At 71.6% G+C, this 22,524-nt stretch carries 19 protein-coding genes and 1 pseudogene; 13 read left to right on the plus strand and 7 right to left on the minus strand.

Annotated elements, in window-relative coordinates; all coding sequences use genetic code 11:
• Positions 1 to 9 precede the first annotated feature (9 nt).
• Both AB0F38_RS22405 and AB0F38_RS22410 read right to left on the minus strand, forming a co-directional pair.
• Positions 10 to 522: a hypothetical protein gene (locus AB0F38_RS22405; RefSeq protein WP_361896116.1), complete on the minus strand. Its 513-nt coding sequence runs from the start codon at positions 520 to 522 to the stop codon at positions 10 to 12.
• Positions 523 to 832: 310 nt separating this feature from the next.
• Positions 833 to 1,255 carry a secondary thiamine-phosphate synthase enzyme YjbQ gene (locus AB0F38_RS22410; RefSeq protein ID WP_361896118.1) on the minus strand — a complete coding sequence of 141 codons (423 nt, stop codon included), beginning with the start codon at positions 1,253 to 1,255 and terminating at the stop codon, positions 833 to 835.
• 74 nt (positions 1,256 to 1,329) lie between these two features.
• Here AB0F38_RS22410 and AB0F38_RS22415 point away from each other — a divergent pair, with 74 nt between their 5' ends.
• Positions 1,330 to 2,472, plus strand: coding sequence for an NAD(P)-binding domain-containing protein (locus AB0F38_RS22415; protein WP_361896120.1), 1,143 nt, complete (start codon positions 1,330 to 1,332; stop codon positions 2,470 to 2,472).
• Positions 2,473 to 2,654: 182 nt separating this feature from the next.
• On the opposite strand, the gene AB0F38_RS22420 is transcribed toward AB0F38_RS22415, so the two are convergent.
• A complete protein-coding gene (locus AB0F38_RS22420) occupies positions 2,655 to 4,463 on the minus strand; it encodes an ABC transporter ATP-binding protein (RefSeq protein WP_361896123.1) in 1,809 nt (602 codons plus the stop codon).
• Between the two features lie 133 nt (positions 4,464 to 4,596).
• Between AB0F38_RS22420 and AB0F38_RS22425 the strand changes: the two genes are divergently transcribed.
• The 5 genes and pseudogenes from AB0F38_RS22425 to AB0F38_RS22445 all read left to right on the plus strand — a co-directional run bounded on the left by AB0F38_RS22425 (position 4,597) and on the right by AB0F38_RS22445 (position 10,623).
• A complete protein-coding gene (locus tag AB0F38_RS22425) occupies positions 4,597 to 5,040 on the plus strand; it encodes a MarR family transcriptional regulator (RefSeq protein WP_361896126.1) in 444 nt (147 codons plus the stop codon).
• Between the two features lie 17 nt (positions 5,041 to 5,057).
• Positions 5,058 to 5,294, plus strand: a pseudogene (locus AB0F38_RS22430) (hypothetical protein); the annotation flags it as partial.
• Between the two features lie 110 nt (positions 5,295 to 5,404).
• On the plus strand, positions 5,405 to 7,267 hold the full coding sequence (locus tag AB0F38_RS22435) for an ABC transporter ATP-binding protein (RefSeq protein ID WP_361896129.1): 1,863 nt from the start codon (positions 5,405 to 5,407) through the stop codon (positions 7,265 to 7,267).
• Entirely contained in the window at positions 7,264 to 9,045 is a 1,782-nt protein-coding gene (locus AB0F38_RS22440; protein WP_361896131.1) for an ABC transporter ATP-binding protein, read from the plus strand. The genes AB0F38_RS22435 and AB0F38_RS22440 overlap by 4 nt, the downstream gene beginning before the upstream one ends.
• Before the next feature lie 216 nt (positions 9,046 to 9,261).
• Complete coding sequence (locus AB0F38_RS22445) at positions 9,262 to 10,623, plus strand: NAD(P)/FAD-dependent oxidoreductase (protein ID WP_361896134.1); 1,362 nt, start codon at positions 9,262 to 9,264, stop codon at positions 10,621 to 10,623.
• A 53-nt stretch (positions 10,624 to 10,676) separates the two neighbouring features.
• On the opposite strand, the gene AB0F38_RS22450 is transcribed toward AB0F38_RS22445, so the two are convergent.
• Positions 10,677 to 12,200: an ATP-dependent DNA ligase gene (locus AB0F38_RS22450; RefSeq protein ID WP_361896137.1), complete on the minus strand. Its 1,524-nt coding sequence runs from the start codon at positions 12,198 to 12,200 to the stop codon at positions 10,677 to 10,679.
• A gap of 55 nt (positions 12,201 to 12,255) precedes the next feature.
• Complete coding sequence (locus AB0F38_RS22455; RefSeq protein WP_361896139.1) at positions 12,256 to 13,047, minus strand: metal-dependent hydrolase; 792 nt, start codon at positions 13,045 to 13,047, stop codon at positions 12,256 to 12,258.
• A 154-nt stretch (positions 13,048 to 13,201) separates the two neighbouring features.
• Here AB0F38_RS22455 and AB0F38_RS22460 point away from each other — a divergent pair, with 154 nt between their 5' ends.
• Positions 13,202 to 15,715 carry a DUF3516 domain-containing protein gene (locus AB0F38_RS22460; protein ID WP_361896142.1) on the plus strand — a complete coding sequence of 838 codons (2,514 nt, stop codon included), beginning with the start codon at positions 13,202 to 13,204 and terminating at the stop codon, positions 15,713 to 15,715.
• Between the two features lie 34 nt (positions 15,716 to 15,749).
• Positions 15,750 to 16,628, plus strand: coding sequence for an acyl-CoA thioesterase II (locus AB0F38_RS22465; protein WP_361896145.1), 879 nt, complete (start codon positions 15,750 to 15,752; stop codon positions 16,626 to 16,628).
• Positions 16,629 to 16,641: 13 nt separating this feature from the next.
• Here AB0F38_RS22465 and AB0F38_RS22470 read toward each other — a convergent pair whose 3' ends face one another.
• On the minus strand, positions 16,642 to 16,869 hold the full coding sequence (locus tag AB0F38_RS22470) for a DUF6011 domain-containing protein (RefSeq protein ID WP_361896148.1): 228 nt from the start codon (positions 16,867 to 16,869) through the stop codon (positions 16,642 to 16,644).
• Positions 16,870 to 16,917: 48 nt separating this feature from the next.
• Here AB0F38_RS22470 and AB0F38_RS22475 point away from each other — a divergent pair, with 48 nt between their 5' ends.
• The 3 genes from AB0F38_RS22475 (at position 16,918) to AB0F38_RS22485 (ending at position 20,852) form a co-directional block, all read left to right on the plus strand.
• Entirely contained in the window at positions 16,918 to 17,610 is a 693-nt protein-coding gene (locus AB0F38_RS22475) for a hypothetical protein (RefSeq protein ID WP_361896151.1), read from the plus strand.
• A 346-nt stretch (positions 17,611 to 17,956) separates the two neighbouring features.
• On the plus strand, positions 17,957 to 19,387 hold the full coding sequence (locus AB0F38_RS22480) for a DUF2252 domain-containing protein (protein ID WP_361896154.1): 1,431 nt from the start codon (positions 17,957 to 17,959) through the stop codon (positions 19,385 to 19,387).
• 130 nt (positions 19,388 to 19,517) lie between these two features.
• Positions 19,518 to 20,852, plus strand: coding sequence for a chloride channel protein (locus AB0F38_RS22485; RefSeq protein WP_361896157.1), 1,335 nt, complete (start codon positions 19,518 to 19,520; stop codon positions 20,850 to 20,852).
• Here the strand turns inward: AB0F38_RS22485 and AB0F38_RS22490 are convergent.
• Positions 20,806 to 21,231, minus strand: a complete 426-nt coding sequence (locus AB0F38_RS22490) for a hypothetical protein (protein ID WP_361896159.1) — start codon at positions 21,229 to 21,231, stop codon at positions 20,806 to 20,808. The two genes, AB0F38_RS22485 and AB0F38_RS22490, sit on opposite strands and share 47 nt — an antisense overlap.
• Positions 21,232 to 21,380: 149 nt before the next feature.
• Here AB0F38_RS22490 and AB0F38_RS22495 point away from each other — a divergent pair, with 149 nt between their 5' ends.
• Entirely contained in the window at positions 21,381 to 21,956 is a 576-nt protein-coding gene (locus tag AB0F38_RS22495; protein ID WP_361896161.1) for an XRE family transcriptional regulator, read from the plus strand.
• Positions 21,957 to 21,976: 20 nt separating this feature from the next.
• Complete coding sequence (locus tag AB0F38_RS22500; RefSeq protein ID WP_361896163.1) at positions 21,977 to 22,519, plus strand: GNAT family N-acetyltransferase; 543 nt, start codon at positions 21,977 to 21,979, stop codon at positions 22,517 to 22,519.
• The last annotated feature ends 5 nt before the right edge of the window (positions 22,520 to 22,524 follow it).

A 22,524-nucleotide genomic window follows, 5' to 3' on the forward strand; every position in this document is an offset into this window, starting at 1 on the left:
CCCTGCCGTCTACTCGGCCACGATGCCACTGATCGCGCTGGACTCCGCGCCGATGGCCTCTGCGTCCCCGGTGTTCACAGCTCGTGCGGCCCGCCCGCCGCCCTGTCGCCTCACCCCGGTCACGGCACTGCCGCCGTCCCGCGCCAAGGCGTTCCCGGTCGCCAGCGCCGTATCGCCTCCCGCGTCGGCGACGAAGGCCAGCAGGGCGCGCAAGTCCTGGACTGTCCGCTCCCGGTCCTCCGCGTCGAGGGACTCCAGCAGGGCCTCGAACCGCTCCTGCCACACTCCTTCCTGGCGCAGCAGCTCCCGCCCCGGGTCCGTGGCGGCGCCCGGCTCCAGGGCCCGGGCCGTCCGGTCCAGCCGCTCCAGTTCGGCCCGTCCCCGCTCCGCGTCGCCACGGCCGAACAGCTCGGCGACCCGCTGCCGCGCCGCATGCCAGGCGTCGGTCCCCGCAGCCTGGACCACCGCCCCGCCGCCTGCCGCAGCCAGCGCGGCCAACGCCTCGGTGAGCAAAGCCCCCACCTGCCCCTCACGTCGCCTCGACTCTTCTCACCGCAACGTACAGCCCCGTTGTCACACATGGGTACCGCATCAGGCCAGTTGAAGTCTTCCGTCTGACGGGGAGACAAGAGATCAGGAGACGACCGCGGGACGATCCCGGTGCGGTACGCGGCGATGGCGGCTCGCCCGGCCTCGTGCATCCTGGACGGCGACGTCCTCGACGTCCGGGTCCCCAGCGCCTGAGCTTGTCGGTGTGGCACCCGGCCGGGGGCAGCGCTGCGCATCGGACCGGGCCGGGGACATCACTCCTACAGTGACGGCAGATGCAGCCCTACCCGAAGAACGACAGACGAACGTGACGGTTTGCATTATCGCGATTTGTATCCACCAGGCACACCGACTGCCACGTCCCGAGCTGAAGTCGCCCGCCGATCACCGGCAACGTCGCGTGCGGCGGTACGAGGGCGGGCAGCACGTGGTCGCGGCCGTGGCCCGGGCTGCCGTGGCGGTGGCGCCAGCGGTCGTCGGCGGGGAGCAGGGTCCGCAGGGCGGCCAGGAGGTCCTCATCGCTGCCGGCTCCCGTCTCCAGGACGGCGATGCCGGCCGTGGCGTGGGGTACGAAGACGTTGAGCAGGCCGTCCCGGCCGTGGGCCGCGTCCGCGAGGAAGCGTTCACAGTCGGCCGTGAGGTCGGTGACCGTCTCGGTCCGTCCCGTGGCGATGTCCAGGATGTGGGTGGCGAAGGAATCGGGCATGGCCCCATTCTGACGCCGGTGGTGCGGATGGCACCGTCGGGAAGATCCAGGACCCACCCAGAGTTGGTAGAAGCGTGAACGATTCTGGGGTGCGTGAGCTGGACGTGGCCGTGATCGGCGCGGGTCAGGCGGGTCTGTCCGCCGCCTACCACCTGCGTCGCGCCGGACTGGAGCCCGACCGGGACTTCGTCGTGCTCGACCATGCCCCGCGGCCCGGCGGCGCCTGGCAGTTCCGCTGGCCCTCGCTGACGTACGGCAAGGTCCACGGCATGCACGCCCTGCCCGGGATGGAACTCACGGGCGCTGACGACGGCCGCCCGTCCTCCGAGGTGATCGGTGCCTACTTCGACGCGTACGAGAACCGCTTCGGTCTGCGGGTGCACCGGCCGGTCGAGGTGAGCGCGGTACGCGAGGGCGAGGGCGGCCGGCTGCTCGTGGAGACGTCCGAGGGTACGTACGCCCCGCAGGCGCTGATCAGCGCGACGGGCACCTGGGACCGGCCGTTCTGGCCGCGCTACCCGGGTCAGGACACCTCCCGGGGACGGCAGTTGCACACCGCGAACTATCCGGGGCCCGGAGAGTTCGCGGGCCGGAGGGTGGTCGTGGTCGGCGGCGGGGCCTCGGGGACCCAGCACTTGATGGAGATCTCCGAGGTGGCGGCCGCGACGTACTGGGTGACGCGCCGGCCCCCGGTGTTCCGGGAGGGCCCCTTCGGGGAGGAACAGGGGCGGGCCGCCGTGGCCATGGTGGAGGAGCGCGTACGGCGCGGGCTCCCGCCGCGGAGCGTGGTGAGCGTGACCGGGCTGCCGGTGAACGACGCCATCCGGCGCGCACGCGAGGAAGGGATTCTCGACCGGCTCCCCATGTTCGAACGGATCACTCCGGACGGAGTGGCCTGGGCCGACGGCCGTACGGTCCAGGCCGACGTGATCCTGTGGGCGACCGGCTTCCGGGCGGCGGTCGACCATCTGGCCCCGCTGAAGCTCCGCGAGCCGGGCGGCGGCATCCGCGTCGAGGGCACCCGGGCGGTACGGGACGCGCGCGTCCACCTCGTCGGGTACGGCCCGTCGGCCAGCACCATCGGCGCCAACCGGGCGGGACGGGCAGCGGTCCGCTCGGTCATGCGCCTGCTGAACGGCACGGACACGGAGGGCACGGACACGGACGGCACGGGCAACGAGGGAAGCAGCGACCGGACGGACAGCGTGCCCGCCTGACCGAGGGCACAGGGCCGGGCCCTCGCCCAGGCCGCGCCGGAAGGTCCGGCGGCAGTCCGGCGTGGTGCACCGGCAGCACGTCTCCGGCCTCCTTGGCCCTGGCCCCGCGAGCCGCCCTCGGCCGACGCGTGCACGCCCACGGTGGCGTTCGGCGCGCCCGGCCCGCGGCCCCGGACGGCGCCTTACGAGGCGACCACCGGGGCGGGCAGGCCGTCGCGGCGGACGAGCGCGGCGTAACGTCCGCCCTGCTCCAGCAGTTCCTCGTGCGTACCGCGCTCGACTGCCCTGCCGCCGTCCAGGACAACGATCTCGTCCGCGTCGCGGACGGTCGAGAGCCGGTGCGCGATGGTGAGCGTGGTGCGGCCCTTCGACAGCGCGTCGATGGCCTGCTGCACGGCGTGTTCCGTACGGGTGTCGAGGGCGCTGGTCGCTTCGTCGAGGATCAGCACGGGCGGGTCGCGGAGGATCGTGCGGGCGATCGCGAGCCGCTGCTTCTCGCCGCCCGAGAAGCGGTACCCGCGCTCACCGACCAGGGTGTCGTAGCCGTCGGGCAGGGAGACGATGTGGTCGTGGATCTGCGCGGTGCGGGCCGCGGCTTCGATCTCCTCGTCGGTGGCGTCCGGTTTGGCGAAGCGGAGGTTCTCGGCGACCGAGGCGTGGAAGAGGTACGTCTCCTGGGAGACCACGCCGACGGCCCGGGCGAGCGTCTCGAAGTCCAGGTCCCGGACATCGACCCCGTCGATGGTGACCCGGCCGCCGGTGACGTCGTACAGCCGCGGCACCAGATAGCTGAGCGTCGACTTGCCCGAGCCGGTGGGGCCGACGACGGCGAGGCTGTGGCCGGCGGGCACGGTCACATCGATGCCGCTCAGCGTCGGGCCGCTCTTCTCGTCGTAGCTGAAGGTGACGTCCTCGAAGGCGATCTCACCGCGGATCTTCTCCAGCCGGACGGGCTCCGCGGGTTCGGTGATGTCCACGTCGAGGTCGAGGTACTCGAAGATCCGCTGGAACAGCGCGAGAGACGTCTGCATCTGCACGCCGGTGGAGAGCAGGCTCACGGCCGGCCTGAACAGGCCCTGCTGGAGCGAGACGAAGGCGACCAGCGTGCCGACGGAGACCGCGGTGGCCCCCGACTGGAGGGTGAGACCGGCCGCCCAGTAGATGACGGCGGGCATCGCGGCCATCACGATGCCGATCGTCGACATCCGCCAGCGCCCGGCCATGTTGGACCGCACCTCGAGGCTCACCAGACGCTCCGACTCCTCGGCGAAGCCCCGGGTGAGCGAGTCCGAGCGGCCCATGGTGCGGCCGAGCAGGATGCCACTGACCGAGAGCGACTCCGTGACCGTGGCCGCCATCGCGGCCATCTGCTTCTGGCGCTGGGTGGTGATCTTCTTGCGTTCACGGCCGACGCGGCGGCTGATCCACACGAAGACGGGCAGCAGGAGCAGCGAGACGACGGTGAGCCGCCAGTCCAGCGCGAGCATGGCGACCACGGTGGCGATGACCGCGGTGAGATTGGAGACCAGCGAGGTCGCGGTGGAGGTGACGGTCGCCTGCATTCCGCCGATGTCGTTGGCGATGCGGGACTGGACCTCACCCGTGCGTGTCCTGGTGAAGAAGGCGAGCGGCATCCGCTGCAACTGGGTGTAGACGGCGGTACGCAGATCGTGCATCACGCGCTGGCCGACCGTCGTGGAGATCAGGGTCTGCAGGACGCCGAACACGCCGGTCATCACGGCGGTGAGGATCATGCCGAGCGCCAGCAGCGTGAGCAGCCCCGTGCGCCCCTGGGGGATCGCGGTGTCCAGGATCTCGCGGAGCAGGAACGGAGAGGCGACCGACACCAGCGAGGAGGCGCCGACCAGCAGCCCCACCACCGCGAGTCTGCCGCGGTAGGGGCGGAAGAGGCGGAAGATGCGACGCAGCTCGGCGGGCGGCTGCTGGGTATCACCGGCGGGGGGTGCCCACGTGGGTTCGTCGGGTTTCATGAGCTCCTTCGACAGCGTGGGGCCGGCAGGCTTCGGGCGGAGGCGTGCGGCTGAGGGGATGGAACAGATCTTACGGAGCTTAGCTCATTGTTACCTCTATTCACAATGAACGGGGTCCTGATATTGTTCCCCCATGGACTCCCCCGATTCCGACGGCCAGGTGGCCGAGCAGCTGCTCCGGCTCACCCGCAGGCTCCATCGCATCCAGAGCCGCCAGCTGGAGCCGATCGGTATCACACCGGCCCAGTTCCGGCTGCTGCGCACGGTCGCGCACTACGACGGTCCGCCCCGGATGGCCGATCTCGCCCAGCGTCTGGACGTCGTCCCGCGGGCGGTCACCACGCTGGTGGACGGCCTGGAGGCGAGCGGCCGGGTGCGCCGCGCCCCGGACCCGACGAACCGCCGGGTGATCCGCATCGAGATCACCGAGGAGGGCCGCGCCGTGCTCCGTTCGCTGCGCGACGCGCGCAAGGCCGCCGCTGAGGAGATCCTGGCTCCGTTGACCGCGGATCAGCGCGAGGTGCTCGGCGGGCTGCTGACCGCTCTGGTCAACGGTATGCCGGAGCGCCGCTGCTGAGGCATGCGGTGCGGACAGCGCAGCGCGTCGTGGAGGCAGCCCGGGGCCGGACCGCGGGCGGCACTGCCGCCGGTGGTCGACGCCTCCTCGTGCACGCCGGGCCCGCCCGTGAAGGGGTGCCGTATCTCACCGATGCCAACAGGGAGTTGCACCGCGAGCTGACCGTGGCCTGCGCCGAGGAGACCGTCGGCCCCGACGGCGCCGGCCGCTGTGCGTTCACGGGCGACCGCGGCATGCCGCACAAGGCACTCACGATAATCGCTTGCCCCGGACGGGGGCAGGACGCGAACCTTGCACGGTTTGGTCCCCCACTGTTCCCCGGGATCCGCCAAGGATCTCCGCCCCTTCCGATTCTTGGGACGTCATGCAGATTCGCGATCTTCCGTATTCAGATCCCGGCGATCCCGATGTCCGGTCAGGCCCACGTTTTCTCTTCTGGCTCGGCCGGAGTCAGCTCACCGGCCAGCTCAAGTCGCTCTCCTGGGGGCTGCTGCACCAGTGCTCGATCGCCGGTCTGCCGCTCACCGTGGGACTCGCGGTCCAGGCCGTCATCGAACGCTCCGGCCGGGGACTCGCGCTGGCCGGAGCTCTCATCGTGGTCCTCGGCGTCCTCATCGCCGTGGGCGACACCATGCTCCACCGGACGGCGGTCACCAACTGGATCACCGCCGCGGCCCGGGTCCAGCAGTTGCTGGCACGCAAGACGGCCCAGCTCGGCTCGGCACTGACCAGACGGGTCGCCGCGGGCGAGGTCGTCGCCGTCTCCACCGGTGATGTCGAGAAGATCGGCTGGTTCGTCGAGGCGCTGTCGCGGTTCGCCGCGGCCGCCACCGCACTCGTACTGATCTGCGTCGGGCTCGTCCTCTACCTGCCCTCGCTCGGGGTGCTGGTGGCGATCGCCGTGCCGGTCCTCGCGCTGGCCGTCCTGCCACTGCTCCCCCGGGCCACCCGGCGCGCGGACATCCAGCGTGAGAAGGCGGGCAGGGCAACCGAACTGGCCTCCGACACGGTCGCCGGCCTGCGGGTGCTGCGCGGCATCGGCGGCGAGGAACTGTTCCTCGGCCGCTACCGGCGCGCGTCCCAGGAGGTGCGCGAGGCCGCCGTGGGCAGTGCCCGGATGTGGGCGCTCATCTCGGCGATCCAGGTGTTCCTGCCGGGAGTGCTGCTGATCTCGCTGGTCTGGTACGGGGCCTCGCTGGCACGGGACGGCCGTATCGACGTGGGTCAGCTGGTCACCGTGTACAGCGCGGCGACACTGATGCTCTTCCCGCTGCGGCACTTCGAGGAGATCGCCATGGCGTACTCCTTCTCCAGGCCGTCCGCACAACGCGCGGTCCGGGTGCTGTCACTGCAGCGCGTCGCGCGGCCGTCGACGATCGACGCCATGGTGCCCGAGGGCGATCTGTACGACCCGGTGACCGGGCTGATGGCGGCGCGGGGGCAGTTCACCGCCGTGGTCTGCGGCGACCCCGACGAGGCCGGACGGCTGGCCGAACGCCTCGGCGGACACGCCGCGGGGGACACCGCGTCGGACACCGGGGCCGGCACCGTGTCGGCGCCGGTCCCCTCGGTGCTGCTCGGCGGTGTCCCGCTGGACGAGCTGCCGCTCGATTCGGCCCGGACCGCGGTGCTGGTGCAGGACAAGGACCCGGTGCTGCTCTCCGGAACGCTGCGCGAGCTGCTCGACGTGCCGTCCTCGGGTGCGGTCCGGGCCGAGGACGCGCTGGCCGCCGCCCAGTGCGGTGACGTGCTGGACGCGCTGGCCCAGGCCTCCGTCGACACGGACGGCGACCCCATGCGCACCCGGATCACCGAGCGGGGCCGGTCCCTGTCCGGCGGGCAGCGCCAGCGGCTCGCGCTGGCCCGTTCGCTGGTCACCGACCCGGAGGCGCTGGTGCTCGACGAGCCGACGTCGGCCGTCGACTCGCACACGGAGGCGCGTGTGGCCGCGGGTATCAAGCGGCTGCGCCACGGCCGTACGACGGTGGCGTTCGCCTCCTCCCCGCTGCTGCTGGACCTGGCCGACCGCGTGGTGCTGGTGCACCGGGGCACGGTCGTCGCGGCCGGGTCGCACCGAGATCTGCTGCGGGACGAACCCCGGTACCGGGCGGTCGTCACCCGGGAGACCGACGACGACATCGCGTCCTGCGCCGCGCAGGACGAACTCGTGGGAATCGACGCGTCACCGTCGGTCGAAGCGATCGAGGAAATCGAGGAGAGGGCATGATCGGCCTCGCACCACCGGCGTACGACCCGGCCGCCCCGGAGTCGGCGACGACCCTGCCGGTCGGCACCCCGACGACCGTACGGACCTACGTCCGCTCCCTGCTGCGGCGTCACCGCAAGCCGTTCGCGATGCTCATCGCGGTCAACGCGATCGCGGTGATCGCGTCGATCACCGGGCCGTACCTGCTGGGCGGACTGGTCGAGGACCTGTCGAACGGGGTCACCGACCTGCATCTGGAGCGCACCGCCGCGGTGTTCGCGCTGGCGCTGGTCGTGCAGACCGTGTTCACCCGGACCATGCGGCTGCGCGGCGCGATGCTGGGTGAGGAGATGCTGGCCGATCTGCGCGAGGACTTCCTCGTGCGGTCGGTCGGGCTGCCCCCGGGTGTCCTGGAGCGGGCCGGCACCGGTGACCTGCTCTCCCGGATCACGACGGACATCGACCGGCTGGCCAACGCGATGCGTGAGGCCGTCCCGCAGCTGGCCATCGGCGTGGTGTGGGTCGCGCTGCTGCTGGGCGCGCTCACCGTCACCGCCCCGCCGCTGGCCCTGGCCGTGCTGATCGCCCTGCCGGTGCTGATCGTCGGCTGCCGCTGGTACTTCCGGCGGGCGCCGTCCGCGTACCGCTCGGAGGCCGCCGGGTACGCGGCGGTCGCGGCGATGCTCGCCGAGACCGTGGACGCCGGGCGGACCGTGGAGGCCCATCGGCTGGGGGCGGGCAGGGTCGCGCTCTCCGACCGGCGGGTCGGGGAGTGGACGGCGTGGGAGCGGTACACGCTCTTTCTGCGTTCGGTGCTGTTCCCCGTCATCAATGCCACGTATGTGACGATCCTGGGCGCGGTGCTGCTGCTCGGCGGCTGGTTCGTGATCGAGGGCTGGCTCACCGTCGGGCAGCTGACGACGGGCGCGCTGCTGGCCCAGATGATGGTCGACCCGCTCGGTCTGATCCTGCGCTGGTACGACGAGCTGCAGGTCGCCCAGGTGTCGCTGGCCAGGCTGGTCGGCGTCCGGGAGATAGAGCCGGACGCGGGCGACGACGCGGTCGGTCCGGACGGCCGCGAGGTTCGGGCCACCGAGGTGCACTTCGGTTACCGCGCCGGTGTCGACGTCCTGCACAAGGTGTCGCTGGACGTCGCCCCGGGTACGCGCCTGGCCCTGGTCGGGCCGTCCGGTGCGGGCAAGTCCACCCTGGGGCGGCTGCTGGCCGGGATCTACGCGCCCCGGACGGGTGAGGTCACGCTGGGCGGGGCCGAGCTGTCCCGGATGACGGCGGAGCGGGTGCGGAGCCATGTGGCCCTGGTCAACCAGGAGCACCACGTCTTCGTGGGCTCGCTCCGGGACAACCTGCTGCTGGCCCGTGCGGGCGCCGAGGACGCGGAGCTGTGGGCCTCGCTCGCGGCGGTCGACGCGGACGCCTGGGCGAGGACCCTGGCGGACGGTCTGGACACCGAGGTCGGCTCGGGCGGTCTGGCCCTCACTCCGGCACAGGCGCAGCAGATCGCACTGGCCCGGCTGGTCCTGGCGGACCCGCACACCCTGGTGCTGGACGAGGCGACCTCGCTCCTCGATCCACGGGCGGCACGGCATCTGGAGCGTTCGCTGGCCCGGGTGCTGGACGGCCGGACGGTGATCGCGATCGCGCACCGGCTGCACACGGCGCACGACGCGGATGTGATCGCGGTCGTCGAGGAGGGCCGGATCAGCGAGCTGGGCGGCCACGACGAGCTGGTGGCGGCGGACGGCGCGTACGCGGCACTGTGGCGGTCCTGGCACGGATGAGCCCGAACGGTCCGGGGTCCGGTCACCCCGGACCGGTACGCCTCCCGTGCCCGTGTCACCCGTGGGGCCGCTCGTTCCGTGGCCCCGGGCCGTCCGTCGCCGCCCGCGTCGCACAGGAGGCGAAGCGCGGCCGCTGCGGTGAGGATGAGGAGTGACTGGCCCCGGATACGGGGCAGGCGAGCGAAGACCGCGTAGGCCCGAGAAGGGACGCACACCGTGGCACGACCCAGGATCCTCGTTGTCGGTGCAGGCTTCGCCGGAGTCGCGTGCGTGCGCCGGCTGGAACGCAGCCTCGCCCCTGGTGAGGCGGACATCGCCCTCGTCACGCCGTTCTCGTACCAGCTCTATCTTCCGCTGCTTCCGCAGGTGGCGTCCGGGGTGCTCACCCCCCAGTCGGTCGCCGTCTCCCTGCGCCGCAGCCGGCGCCACCGCACCCGGATCATTCCGGGCGGCGCCATCGGCGTGGACACCAGGGCGAAGGTCTGCGTCATCCGCAAGATCACCGACGAGATCGTGAACGAGCCGTACGACCGCCTCGTGCTGGCTGCCGGGAGCGTCACCCGTACCTTCGACATCCCTGGGCTGGTCGAGAACGCGCGGGGCATGAAGACGCTGGCCGAGGCCGCCTACGTCCGTGACCACGTCATCTCCCAACTCGATCTGGCCGATGCCAGCCAGGACGAGGCCGAGCGGGAGTCGCGACTGCAGTTCGTGGTGGTGGGCGGCGGATACGCGGGCACGGAGACCGCTGCCTGCCTGCAGCGGCTGACCGTCAACGCCGTCCGGCACTACCCCCGGCTGGACCCGAAGCTGATCAAGTGGCATCTGATCGACATCGCGCCCAAGCTCATGCCGGAGCTCGGCGACAAGCTGGGAGCCTCCGCGCTGGAGATCCTGCGCAGGCGCGGCATCGAGGTGTCGCTCGGTGTCTCGGTGGCCGAGGCGGGACCGGACAAGGTGACCTTCACCGACGGCCGGGTGCTGCCCTGCCGCACGCTCATCTGGACCGCCGGAGTCGCGGCCAGCCCGCTCGTGGCCACGCTCGACGCGGAGACCGTACGCGGCAGGCTCGCGGTGACGCCGGAGATGCAGGTGCCCGGTGTGAACGGGGTGTTCGCGCTGGGCGACTCGGCGGCGGTGCCGGACCTGACCAAGGGCGACGGGGCGATCTGCCCTCCCACCGCGCAGCACGCCATGCGGCAGGGACGGGTGCTGGCGGACAACCTCATCGCTTCGCTGCGCGGCCGTCCGCGTCAGCCCTACGTCCACAGGGACCTCGGTCTCGTGGTGGACCTCGGCGGCCGGGACGCGGTCTCCAAGCCGCTGGGCATCGAGCTGAAGGGCGTGCCCGCCCAGCTGGTGGCACGCGGCTACCACTGGTCGGCCCTGCGGACCAATGTCGCCAAGACGCGGGTTCTGACCAACTGGATGCTGAACGCGATCGCGGGGGACGACTTCGTACGGACCGGCTTCCAGGCCCGCACGCCGGCCACCCTGCGCGACTTCGAGTACACCGACGCCTATCTCACGCCGGAAGAGATCCGCGCGCACACCGCGTCGACGGCCGGCCACAGCTGATCGGCAGCCGCGCTCCGGCCCCGCCGCACGGCCCCCGCCGGCGGGGGCCGCGGTCAGGTCCGCGAACCGAGCACCCTGTCGACCGTGTCCGCCTCCTGCGGCGACTTGTCCTCCCGGTAGCGCAGCACCCGGGCGAACCGCAGGGTGACCCCCGCCGGGTAGCGGGTGGACCGCTGGAGCCCGTCGTAGGCGATCTCGACGACGAGTTCCGGTCGTACGGTGACGACGTGGCCGTCGTCGGCGGTGGACAGTTCCCGCAGGCGTTCGGTCTGCCAGGTGAGCATCGTGTCCGTGAGCCCTTTGAAGGTCTTGCCGAGCATGGCGAAGGTGCCGTCCTGCCGCCGGGCTCCCAGGTGGAGGTTGGACAGTTTCCCGGTGCGCCTGCCGTGCCCCCACTCGGCGGCCAGCACCACGAGGTCCAGGGTGTGGACGGGTTTCACCTTCAGCCAGGACGCGCCCCGGCGGCCCGCGCTGTAGGCCGCGTCCAGCCCCTTGACCACCACGCCCTCGTGCCCGCGCTCCAGCGAGGCCTCGAAGAAGGCCGCCGCGGCCTCGTCCCCGGGGTCCGTCACGATGACGCGACGTACCCGCATCGGCTCCGGTACCAAGGCGGCCAGTTCCGTGTGCCGTTCCATGAGGGGGAGGTCCAGGAGTTCGCGTCCGTCGACGGACAGCACGTCGAAGAAGACGGGGACCACGGGGACGGCCGCCGCCGCCGCGGCGACGTCGCGCCGGGATCCGACCCGGGCGGCGGTCTCCTGGAAGGGCCGCGGTCTGCCGCCGGGCCCGAGGGCGATCACCTCGCCGTCGAGAATGAACCGGTCGCCGCTGAAGCCGGCCACCGCCGTGACCAGTTCGGGCAGCCGGTCGGTGATGTCGTCGAGCGTGCGGGTGTGTACCCGCACCCGTGGACCGTCGCGGTGCACCTGGACGCGGATGCCGTCAAGCTTCTCCTCGACGGCGCACGGCCCCAGCTTGCCGACGGCCTCGGTGACCGAACGCGCGGTGTGCGCCAGCATCGGCAGGACCGGTCGGCCCACGGTGAGGCGGAAGGCGGCGAGCGCCTCAGGGCCGTCGGCGAGCAGTGCCCCGGCGACGGCCTGGAGGGATCCGGCGAGCATGACGGCGCGGCGCACGTCGGCGGGCCGCGCATCGGTGGCACCGGCCAGCGCGTCCACGGCGACGGCGTCCAGTGCCCCCTGCCGTACCTCGCCGGTGAGCAGCGCGCGCAGGAAGTGCTGTTCCTCGGTCGTGGCCGCGCCGAGCAGCCTCTGGAGGCGCTCCTTGCGGGCGGCCTGCGAGCCGGGACCGGAGAGCGCCCCGATCTCCGTCAGCTCCGCGTCGACGCCGGAGACCGTCAGTGTGGCCGCGTCCGCGGGTGCCACCGGGTCGCCCAGGGTGCGCCACCCGATGCCGAGCCGTCCCTGCGGCAGGCGACCGGCCAGGTAGGGGATGACGACCGGGACGTCGTCCGCACCGGTCTCCCGGAACAGGCCGGCGAGCAGGGCGACCTTCCGGGTCCGCGCCGATGTCGCGGCGACCTCCAGGGACACATGGGCGAGCCGGGCGAGCAGCATGGGGTCATGGTGCTACGCCTGCGGGCGCACCGCCCCCGGAACGGGCGTCCGGCGGTCAGATGTAGTTGAGCGCGGCGGCCCCGCTCACTCCCCCGAGCACCATGAACGCGGGCGTCAGCACCTTGATCTCCACCCAGCTGCCGGCCCGGAAGCGCATGAACTTCGGCGGTCCGAGCGGGTACCACCGCTTGCGGCCGAGCGGGATCGGCCACAGGATCGGGCAGCCCGAGACGGTGAGCGCGTCGCCGATGCAGTGGACGAGGGCCCCGAGGACGATCGGCAGTCCCAGCCACAGGTACTCCTGGCCGGGTTCGGCGAACAGCCAGTCGGAGCCGTTGCCCGGCTTGTCGAGCACTCCGGCCAGGATCCACGCGCTGGTCGCGCCGAGCAGCCAGACGAGGACGTCGCTGGACATGCGCGCCGCCCGCCACAGCAGGCCTTCGACGGCGAGCACGAGGTGGACGAAGAGGATCGCCAGGACCGCCCATCGGCCGCCGGTGATCGCAGCGACCGAGGCTCCGCCGCCGGTCAGCACCGCCCACAGCCAGGTGTGGGTGAGCGTGCGGTGCCCCCCTGTCCTGCGCGGGTCGCCGGGTCCCTTGGTCGCCTTGTAGACGGCGTACGAGAGTTTGTCGACGATCTCGCAGAGGGTCTTGGAGACCGGGCCGAAGGCACGCGAGATGGTGGCGGACTTGTGGTCGAGGTCCGGGGCGAGTGCGGCGCCCGCACAGATCAGGGCTCCCACGACGAGGACGGGCCAGGGCATCGTGTGGCCCGCGGCGGCTGCCGCGGCACCCACCCCCAGCCAGGCGGCCGCCCCTGACAGAGAGTGTGCCGGTCCCATCATGGCTGTTCCCGCCCCCGTTGGTGAATCGGCCGTGCGCGGCCGGGCCGCCATTGCCTGTGCGAGGCGGCCGAGTTGAGTGGGCAGCGTATCGTCCGTGATCTTCGCGCGGTCCTCCGGTTCCCGTATCCGGTCACAAGGCAGGCAAGATGGGGGCGTGACCCTAATCGATCAGCTGCCCCCGACCGCCGACCCGGACGCCCTCTTCGAGGCCTTCTCGTCATGGACCGAATCGCAGGGCATCACCCTCTATCCGGCTCAGGAGGAGGCGCTGATCGAGGTGGTCTCCGGGGCGAACGTGATCCTTTCCACGCCCACCGGCTCAGGAAAGAGCCTGGTCGCGGCGGGTGCGCACTTCACGGCGCTGGCCCAGGACAAGGTCACCTTCTACACGGCGCCGATCAAGGCGCTGGTCTCGGAGAAGTTCTTCGACCTCTGCAAGCTCTTCGGCACGGAGAACGTCGGCATGCTGACCGGCGACGCCTCGGTCAACGCCGACGCCCCGGTCATCTGCTGCACCGCCGAGGTCCTCGCCTCCATCGCGCTGCGTGACGGCAAGTACGCAGACATCGGCCAGGTCGTGATGGACGAGTTCCATTTCTACGCGGAGCCGGACCGCGGCTGGGCCTGGCAGATCCCTCTGCTCGAGCTTCCGCAGGCCCAGTTCGTGCTGATGTCGGCGACGCTCGGCGACGTCTCGATGTTCGAGAAGGACCTGACCCGGCGTACCGGTCGACCGACCTCCGTGGTGCGTTCCGCGACGCGGCCGGTGCCGCTCAGCTACGAGTACCGGCTGACGCCGATCACGGAGACGCTCACGGAGCTGCTGGACACCCGGCAGTCGCCCGTCTACATCGTGCACTTCACGCAGGCCGCGGCCGTCGAGCGCGCGCAGTCGCTGATGAGCATCAACATGTGTACGAAGGAGGAGAAGGAGAAGATCGCCGATCTGATCGGCAACTTCCGCTTCACCACCAAGTTCGGCCAGAACCTCTCCCGCTACGTGCGGCACGGGATCGGGGTGCATCACGCGGGCATGCTCCCCAAGTACCGCCGTCTGGTCGAGAAGCTGGCGCAGGCGGGTCTGCTGAAGGTGATCTGCGGTACGGACACGCTGGGCGTCGGCGTCAACGTGCCGATCCGTACGGTGCTGTTCACCGCGCTCACCAAGTACGACGGCACCCGGGTGCGGACGCTGCGCGCCCGCGAGTTCCACCAGATCGCCGGGCGTGCCGGCCGGGCGGGCTTCGACACGGCGGGGTTCGTCGTCGCCCAGGCCCCCGAGCACGTCATCGAGAACGAGAAGGCCGTCAAGAAGGCGGGTGACGACCCCAAGAAGAAGCGCAAGGTGGTCCGCAAGAAGGCTCCGGAGGGCTTCGTCGCCTGGTCGGAAACCACCTTCGACAAGCTGATCACCTCGGATCCCGAGCCGCTGACCTCTCGCTTCCGGGTCACGCACACGATGCTGCTCTCGGTCATCGCCCGCCCGGGCAACGCCTTCGAGGCGATGCGGCATCTGCTGGAGGACAACCACGAGCCGCGCAGGGCCCAGCTCCGGCACATCCGGCGGGCCATCGCGATCTACCGTTCGCTGCTCGACGGCGGTGTGGTGGAGCGGCTCGCCACACCGGACGCCGAGGGCCGGATCGTGCGTCTCACGGTCGATCTCCAGCAGGACTTCGCACTGAACCAGCCGCTGTCCACCTTCGCGCTGGCCTCCTTCGACCTGCTGGACGCCGAGTCCCCTTCGTACGCCCTGGACATGGTCTCCGTCGTGGAGTCGACGCTCGACGACCCGCGGCAGATCCTCGCCGCCCAGCAGAACAAGGCGCGGGGTGAGGCCGTCGGGCAGATGAAGGCGGACGGCCTCGAGTACGAGGAGCGGATGGAGCGGCTCCAGGAGGTCACGTACCCCAAGCCGCTGAGTGAGCTGCTCTGGCACGCGTACGACGTGTACCGCACGAGCCACCCGTGGGTCGGCGACCACCCCGTGTCGCCGAAGTCGGTGATCCGGGACATGTACGAACGGGCCATGACGTTCACGGAGTTCACGTCGAACTACGAGCTGGCCCGCACCGAGGGCATCGTGCTGCGCTACCTGGCGAGTGCGTACAAGGCTCTGGAGCACACCATCCCGGACGACCTGAAGTCGGAGGACCTGGAGGACCTGATCGCCTGGCTCGGCGAGATGGTGCGTCAGGTGGACTCCAGCCTGCTGGACGAGTGGGAGCAGCTGGCGAACCCGGAGGTGGAGACCGCCGAGCAGGCGCAGGAGCGGGCCGACGAGGTCAAGCCGGTCACGGCCAACGCCCGCGCCTTCCGGGTCCTGGTGCGCAACGCGATGTTCCGCCGGGTGGAGCTGGCCGCGCTGGACCGCGTCCGCGACCTGGGTGAGCTCGACGGCGACTCGGGCTGGGACGAGGACGCCTGGGGCGAGGCGATGGACGGTTACTGGGACGCGCACGAGGACCTGGGTACGGGCCCGGACGCGCGCGGCCCGAAGCTGCTGAAGATCGACGAGGACCCGGAGCACGGTCTGTGGCGGGTGTGGCAGGCCTTCGCCGACCCGGCGGGTGACCATGACTGGGGTATCCGTGCGGAGGTCGATCTGGCGGCCTCCGACGAGGAGGGCCGGGCTGTCGTCCGGGTCACGGCGGTGGGTCAGCTGTGACGGCGCGCCGGTTTCGGGAGTGGGGACGAACCACATGACGACGAACCCCGCCGAGCTCCTGGTCGATCTTCTCGACCTGGAGCGGATCGAGGTCAACATCTTCCGCGGTCGCAGCCCCGAGGAGTCCCTGCAAAGGGTGTTCGGCGGTCAGGTCGCGGGCCAGGCCCTGGTCGCGGCCGGCCGCACCACGGACGGGGACCGTCCGGTGCACTCGCTGCACGCCTACTTCCTGCGGCCCGGGCGTCCCGGCGTGCCGATCGTGTACGACGTCGAGCGGGTGCGGGACGGCCGGTCCTTCACCACCCGCCGGGTCACGGCAGTGCAGCAGGGCCGGACGATCTTCAATCTGACGGCGTCCTTCCACCGCCCCGAGGAGGCGGGTTTCGAACACCAGCTGCCGCCCGCCCGTGCTGTGCCGGATCCCGAGGATCTGCCGACCGTCGCCGACGAGGTGCGCGAGCACCTGGGCGGGCTGCCGGAGGCGCTGGAGCGGATGGCGCGGCGTCAGCCCTTCGACATCCGCTACGTCGACCGGCTGCGCTGGACGCGGGAGGAGATCAAGGACGCGGACCCGCGCAGTGCGGTGTGGATGCGCGCGGTGGGCCCGCTGGGCGACGACCCGCTCGTGCACACCTGTGCGCTGACGTACGCGAGCGACATGACGCTGCTGGACGCGGTCCGGATCCCGGTGGAGCCGTTGTGGGGCCCCCGCGGCTTCGACATGGCCTCGCTGGACCACGCCATGTGGTTCCACCGGCCGTTCCGGGCGGACGAGTGGTTCCTGTACGACCAGGAGTCGCCGATCGCCACGGGCGGCCGTGGTCTGGCCAGGGGACGGATCTACGACCGCCAGGGGCAGTTGCTGGTGTCGGTGGTCCAGGAGGGCCTGTTCCGCCGCTTGGACGGCGCGTAGGTCTGTCCTGGGGTCAGGTGCCGGGCAGCGGTTCCTGGTCCACCTCGTGACGGCGGGTCCGGATGTCCGGGCCCGCCGGGTGCAGTTTGGCATCGCAGGCGGGGCCGAGTCCGGTGCGGCGTGACTCCGCGCCGGTGAGGGGCCGTCCGCACAGGGCGCACCGCACCGGCGCGGAGTCGCGCCGGCCGGCTTCCGGCCGCGGTGCGGGGAAGAGTTCGGGAAGGGGCTCGGGGGGTTCCACGTACGGATCCTCTCAAGCCGGTAGGACACACCACGGAGGGGCACAGCGGTGAGCAGCGTACTGAGGATGGGGCCCGCACCACGGAACGGGGCTCCGGTGGCCGAGGGCGGTGCTCCCGCTCCGGTGGAACACCTGGTGCTGTGCGCGGACGGTTCGGCACCCGAGCGCGTGGCGGCGTACGTGGAGCGCGAACTGCCGCCGGGCGGGATACCCGCGTACCGGGCGGCGCGGGGCCGCGGTGTCCGCTCCTTCGTGCTGTGGGCGGACGAACACCGCCGGGAGCGGCTGGCCACCCTGGTGACGGTGTCGGCCGGGAACGGTGTCGCGACGTACCAGGTCCTCGGCGCGCACGGCGAGCCGATCGGCACGTTCGTGCGCGAGAAGGCGCTGCGTGGCAGGGGCCTGCGCACCCGGTGGACGGTGACTCCGGCGGGCGGACCGGACGCGGTGGGCTACAAGGGGCGGATCTTGTGGTGGTACGTGTGGTGGCTGCTCTCCCCGCTGCAGACGCTGATCATCGTGTTGAGCCTGCTCAGCGGCAGTGGTGATGCGGCGCGCGGGCCGCGGCGCATCGTGTGGCGTGCGGGCGGGCAGGCCCCGCTGGAGTTCAGGTCGAAGGACGACACGGTGCATCTGCACGCGCCCGGGTTCGACCGGCGGCTGGGCGCGGCCCTCGTGGTCCTGCTGCGGACCTTCGACAGCTGGCTGCTCGGCACGGAGTGGGACGACGGGAAGAAGTGACGGGGCCGGTCGCTTCCGGTCGAGGGCGCGCGCCGCTGTGATGCGCGACCGGTGGGTCGGCACGTTCGGGCAGATGCCGGGTTGTTCACCGCTGGGACCTCGGCGGGGAGGCCGGCACGGCTGGTGCGGGTGAGCCCCGGCCCATCGCGGTGCTCGTCGTGGTGGGCACCGCGGCGCTCAGATGCCAGCGGGCGATCTGGCGACGGGTGGGCCGGGCGCGGAGCGCCGGGGAGGCCTGACGGGCGCACGAGGGGTACCCGGCGGCCGAGACAGGACGGAATCCGGACGGAACGGGATGATGGTGGGTATACCTCACACCCCGCTCAGGCAGTCAGGAGGGCCCTCGATGGTCCACGACGCCACCTCACCCCTCCGCGCCGTACCGGGCGCGACACCCGCGGAGCGGGCCGCACTCGGCAGGGCGGCCCGCCGCCGGACACCCCGGTCCAGCCACGCCATGTTCGAGCCGGCGGCGGACCGGCCCGATCCACTGGACATCCTGCGGGCCCAGTCGGCGGCCAGGGTCCCCGAGCTCGTACCGATCCGGTACGGGCGGATGACCGAGTCCCCGTTCCGCTTCTACCGGGGGGCCGCCGCCGTGATGGCCTCCGACCTGGCGGGCACACCGGTCACGGGAATCCGGGCCCAGCTGTGCGGTGACGCCCATCTGCTGAACTTCAGGCTGCTCGCCTCGCCCGAGCGCAATCTGCTGTTCGACATCAACGACTTCGACGAGACGCTGCCGGGCCCCTGGGAATGGGACGTCAAACGACTGGCGGCCAGCTTCGTCATCGCGGGGCGGGCGAACGGCTTCTCGGACGGCGAGCGGGCCGGCATCGTGCGGGCCACCACACGTGCGTACCGGGAGGCGATGATCCGGTTCGCCGGCATGCGCAATCTCGATGTCTGGTACACCCGGATCGATGCGGACCTCCTCCACGCCGTGGCCGCGGAGAAGCTGGCGGCGCGCGGCCGCAAGCGGCTGGCCAGGGCGACCGCGAAGGCACGCACCCGGGACAGCCTGCGGGCTTTCGACAAGCTCACCGAGATGGCCGGCGGGCAGCTCCGGATCGCCGCGGACCCGCCACTGCTCGTGCCGCTCGCGGACCTGCTGCCCGACGCGGAACGCGGCGCGCTGGAGAAGCGGGTCAACGCGCTGCTCCGGCGCTACGGCCGCAGCCTCCCGCAGGACCGCAGGGCCCTGCTCGCGGATTTCCGCCCGGCGGACATGGCCCGCAAGGTCGTGGGCGTGGGCAGCGTCGGGACCCGGTGCTGGATCGTCCTGCTGCTGGGCAGGGACGGCGCGGACCCACTCTTCCTCCAGGCCAAGGAAGCCGACACCTCGGTGCTCGCGCCGTACGCCGGGCCGAGCCTGTACCGGAACCAGGGCGAGCGGGTGGTCGCGGGCCAGCGCATGATGCAGGCCGCCGGCGACATCTTCCTCGGCTGGGAACGGGTGGACGGGATCGACGGCAGGCGCCGCGACTTCTACGTGCGCCAGCTGCGCGACTGGAAGGGCATCGCCGAGCCGGAGATGATGGTGCCGCGCGGGATGCGCGCGTTCGGCGAGCTGTGCGGGACGACACTGGCCCGCGCCCACGCGCGGTCCGGTGACCGCATCGCCATCGCGGCGTATCTGGGGCGCGGCGACGTGTTCGACCGGGCCCTGGAGACGTTCGCCGAGCGATACGCCGACCGGAACGAGCGGGACCACCGGGCCCTGACCGAGGCGGTGGCCGCGGGCAGGCTTCCCGCGGCCGAGAAGGGCGACGGATAGGCGGCACGGGACTCGCCGCTCCTGAGCAGTCGGGACATCACGGACACGGCATCCCGTCGTGGTATCACCGTGAGGACCCCGCCGGGACAGCGTGCTCCGGCCGGGACCCGACGCCGAGGAGACCATGACCATGTCGGCCGAACCGGTCGGAGCACCCGGCGCGGAGTCCCCGGATCCGATGAAGGTCGTGCGCACCCGGGGGTACCTGGCGCTCCTGATCACGGTGGCGATCCTCGGAGTCCCCATCTCCGCGGCGGCGTTCGGCTTCCTGGCCCTCGTCCATGAGCTCCAGTCGCTGACCTACAGGGATCTGCCCCGGGCACTGGGCTTCGACGGCACGCCCGCGTGGTGGCCCGTCCCGCTGCTCGCCGTGGCGGGGCTGCTGACCGGGCTGACTGTCCGCCGCCTCCCGGGCCGGGGCGGACACAGGCCCGCCGAGAGCAAGGTGAGCACCGGGCCTCCGGCGGCCGCCGAGCTGCCGGGGATCACCCTGGCCGCACTGGCTTCCCTCGGGCTCGGGGCGGTGCTCGGCCCGGAGGCGCCGCTCATCGCCCTCGGCGGCGGCCTGGCGGTGTACGCGGTACGCCTGGTGACACCCGGTATCGACCCCGGAGTTCGCGCCATGGTGGCAGCCTCGGGGAGTTTCGCGGCCGTCAGCGCCCTGTTGGGCTCACCGCTCCTCGGCGCGTTCCTGCTGACGGAGGCCTCGGGCCTGGCCGGGATGATGCTCGGCGTGGCGCTCGTACCGGGGCTGCTGGCCGCGGGGGTCGGCTCGCTCATCTTCACCGGCCTGGGTTCGTGGACGGGCCTGGGAACGTACTCCCTGACCCTCCCCCACGTGCCGCCCGCAGGGCAGCCGACCTTCGGCGAGTTCGGCTGGGCGGTCGTCCTGGGGCTCGCCGCGGCTCTCGCGGGCACGGGGATCAAGCGGCTCTCCCTGTTCCTGCAGGAGCGGGTCGAGCGGCGTACGGTGGTGGCCACCGCGGGGATGGGCGTGATCGTCGGCCTCCTCGCGCTCCTCTACGCCGGGAGCACCGGGGAGGATGCCTCCGAGGTGCTCTATTCGGGGCAGGACGCCCTGGGCGGGCTGCTCAGCGACAACGCGGCGTACTCCGCCGGTACGCTCCTGGTGCTCATCGCCTGCAAGGCGCTCGCGTACTGCGCGTCGTTGAGCAGCTTCCGGGGTGGCCCCGTCTTCCCCGCGATGTTCCTGGGGGCGGCGGGCGGACTGGCCCTGTCGCATCTGCCCGGACTGAGCGTGACGTCGGGTTTCGCGATGGGCATCGGCGCCATGTGTGTGGCGATGCTGAAGCTGCCGATGACGTCGGTGCTGCTGGCCACACTGCTGCTGGGATCCGAGGGCATCACGGTGGTACCGCTCGTGATCGTCTCGGTGGTGGTCTCCTACGTCCTCGCCCTCAGGCTCGAACGTCCCGCTGCGGCCCCGCACACAGCGCCCAGATGACGATGATGTTGACGGCGATGAGCACGAGGGACCAGAACGGGTAGTACGGCAGCCACAGGAAGTGGGCGACCAGCCCCAGCCCGGCGAGCAGGACGCCGACGGCACGCGCCCACAGGGCTCCCGTGAACAGCGCACAGCCTGCCAGGAGGATGACGATGCCCAGGATGAGATGGACCCATCCCCAGCCCGTCAGGTTGAACTGGAAGACGTAGTTGCGCGTGGCGACGAACACGTCGTCCTTCGCGATGGCGGCGATCCCCTCAAGGATCGCCATGGCCCCGCCGAAGATCATCAGTACGGCCGCGAAGACGGTCCAGCCGGACAGGGATGTGCGCGAGGTGTCGTGATCCGCTCGTGTACCACTCATGTCTCTGGCCATACCGGCCTCCTCGGTTCTCCAGCCGAGCCGGTCCGAATGAACCGATTTTCGGCTTATTTTCCCTTTATCAGCCTGACATGGCATCAGCCGATCGGCACACCGGGGCAGAGACGGCCAGCTCATCTCACTCAAGGGATAGAGTCCCGGATATGAGAGGCACCGACCAGCCGGACCCCGTCGGCGCCCGGCTCGCGGTCCGGCTGAGCGGGCTCCGCACCGAGCACGGCTGGTCGCTGGACGAGCTGTCCCGGCGCACCGACGTGAGCCGCTCGACCCTGTCGCGACTGGAGCGCGGCGAACTGAGCCCCACCGCCACCGTGCTCGGGCGGCTCTGCGCGGCGTACGGACGGACGATGTCCCGGCTGCTGATGGAGGTGGAGGCGGAGCCGCCCGCACTGGTGCCCGCCGCCCAGCAGCCGGTATGGCGGGACGAGCCGTCCGGATTCGTACGCCGCTCCGTATCACCGCCGCACGCCGGCCTGCGCGCCGAGATCGTCGAGGGCACGCTCGACGCCGGGGCCGCCCTCTCGTACGGGAATCCGCCCGTGCCCGGTGTGGAGCAGCACATCTGGGTACTCGAAGGCACGGTGGAGATCACCGTCGACGACACCGTGCACACCGTGCGCCGCGGTGACTGCCTGCGCTTCCGGCTGCGCGGCCCCTCACGTTTCCGCTGCCCCGGCCCGGACCGGGTGCGCTACGCCCTGCTGATCGTCATGCCGTGAATGTGAAAGGACCCCGTTCCATGACCGAGATCGTCCCCGTATCCGGCCCCGAGCTCGTCACGTACGCCGACGAACTGGCCGCCCTTCTGATCGACACCGTGGAGGGCGGAGCCTCGGTGGGATTCCTGAAACCGCTGGACCGGGAGGCCGCCGCCACCTGGTGGCGGGAGCGGGCCGCGGCGGTCGAGTCGGGGCGCCACCGGGTCTGGATCGCCCGGGACGGGGAGCGGCTGGTCGGCACGATCGGCCTGGTCAGGCCGGCTCTGCCGAACGCCCGCCACCGCGCGGAGGTCGCCAAGCTGATGGTGCGGGCCGCGTCCCGCGGGCAGGGTGTCGGCCGTGCCCTGCTGACAGCCGTCGAGCGGGCGGCGGCCGCCGAGGGACTGACTCTGCTGGTCCTGGACACCGAGACCGGCAGCCCGGCCGAACGGCTCTACAGTTCGGCGGGCTGGACGGAATGCGGATCGATTCCCGCGTACGCGGGAGACCCGGCCGGCGTCCTGAGGGCGACCACCTTCTACTACAAGGCGGTCGGCCCAGCGAACCCACTGGCGTCACAATGAACAGC

Origin of the sequence: Streptomyces sp. NPDC025273 (genome assembly GCF_040638585.1) — a bacterium.
Classification (GTDB): Bacteria; Actinomycetota; Actinomycetes; order Streptomycetales; family Streptomycetaceae; genus Streptomyces; species Streptomyces cinereorectus.

What these genes read in the sequence shown, in the direction of transcription:
- AB0F38_RS22420 (WP_361896123.1), bottom strand. Translation starts at nt 4,463, where the DNA reads ATGAAACCCGACGAACCCACGTGGGCACCCCCCGCCGGTGATACCCAG.
- AB0F38_RS22490 (WP_361896159.1), bottom strand. Translation starts at nt 21,231, where the DNA reads ATGGCCAGAGACATGAGTGGTACACGAGCGGATCACGACACCTCGCGC.
- AB0F38_RS22425 (WP_361896126.1), top strand. Translation starts at nt 4,597, where the DNA reads ATGGACTCCCCCGATTCCGACGGCCAGGTGGCCGAGCAGCTGCTCCGG.
- AB0F38_RS22455 (WP_361896139.1), bottom strand. Translation starts at nt 13,047, where the DNA reads ATGATGGGACCGGCACACTCTCTGTCAGGGGCGGCCGCCTGGCTGGGG.
- AB0F38_RS22495 (WP_361896161.1), top strand. Translation starts at nt 21,381, where the DNA reads ATGAGAGGCACCGACCAGCCGGACCCCGTCGGCGCCCGGCTCGCGGTC.
- AB0F38_RS22440 (WP_361896131.1), top strand. Translation starts at nt 7,264, where the DNA reads ATGATCGGCCTCGCACCACCGGCGTACGACCCGGCCGCCCCGGAGTCG.
- AB0F38_RS22465 (WP_361896145.1), top strand. Translation starts at nt 15,750, where the DNA reads ATGACGACGAACCCCGCCGAGCTCCTGGTCGATCTTCTCGACCTGGAG.
- AB0F38_RS22500 (WP_361896163.1), top strand. Translation starts at nt 21,977, where the DNA reads ATGACCGAGATCGTCCCCGTATCCGGCCCCGAGCTCGTCACGTACGCC.
- AB0F38_RS22485 (WP_361896157.1), top strand. Translation starts at nt 19,518, where the DNA reads ATGTCGGCCGAACCGGTCGGAGCACCCGGCGCGGAGTCCCCGGATCCG.
- AB0F38_RS22480 (WP_361896154.1), top strand. Translation starts at nt 17,957, where the DNA reads ATGGTCCACGACGCCACCTCACCCCTCCGCGCCGTACCGGGCGCGACA.
- AB0F38_RS22450 (WP_361896137.1), bottom strand. Translation starts at nt 12,200, where the DNA reads ATGCTGCTCGCCCGGCTCGCCCATGTGTCCCTGGAGGTCGCCGCGACA.
- AB0F38_RS22435 (WP_361896129.1), top strand. Translation starts at nt 5,405, where the DNA reads ATGCAGATTCGCGATCTTCCGTATTCAGATCCCGGCGATCCCGATGTC.
- AB0F38_RS22410 (WP_361896118.1), bottom strand. Translation starts at nt 1,255, where the DNA reads ATGCCCGATTCCTTCGCCACCCACATCCTGGACATCGCCACGGGACGG.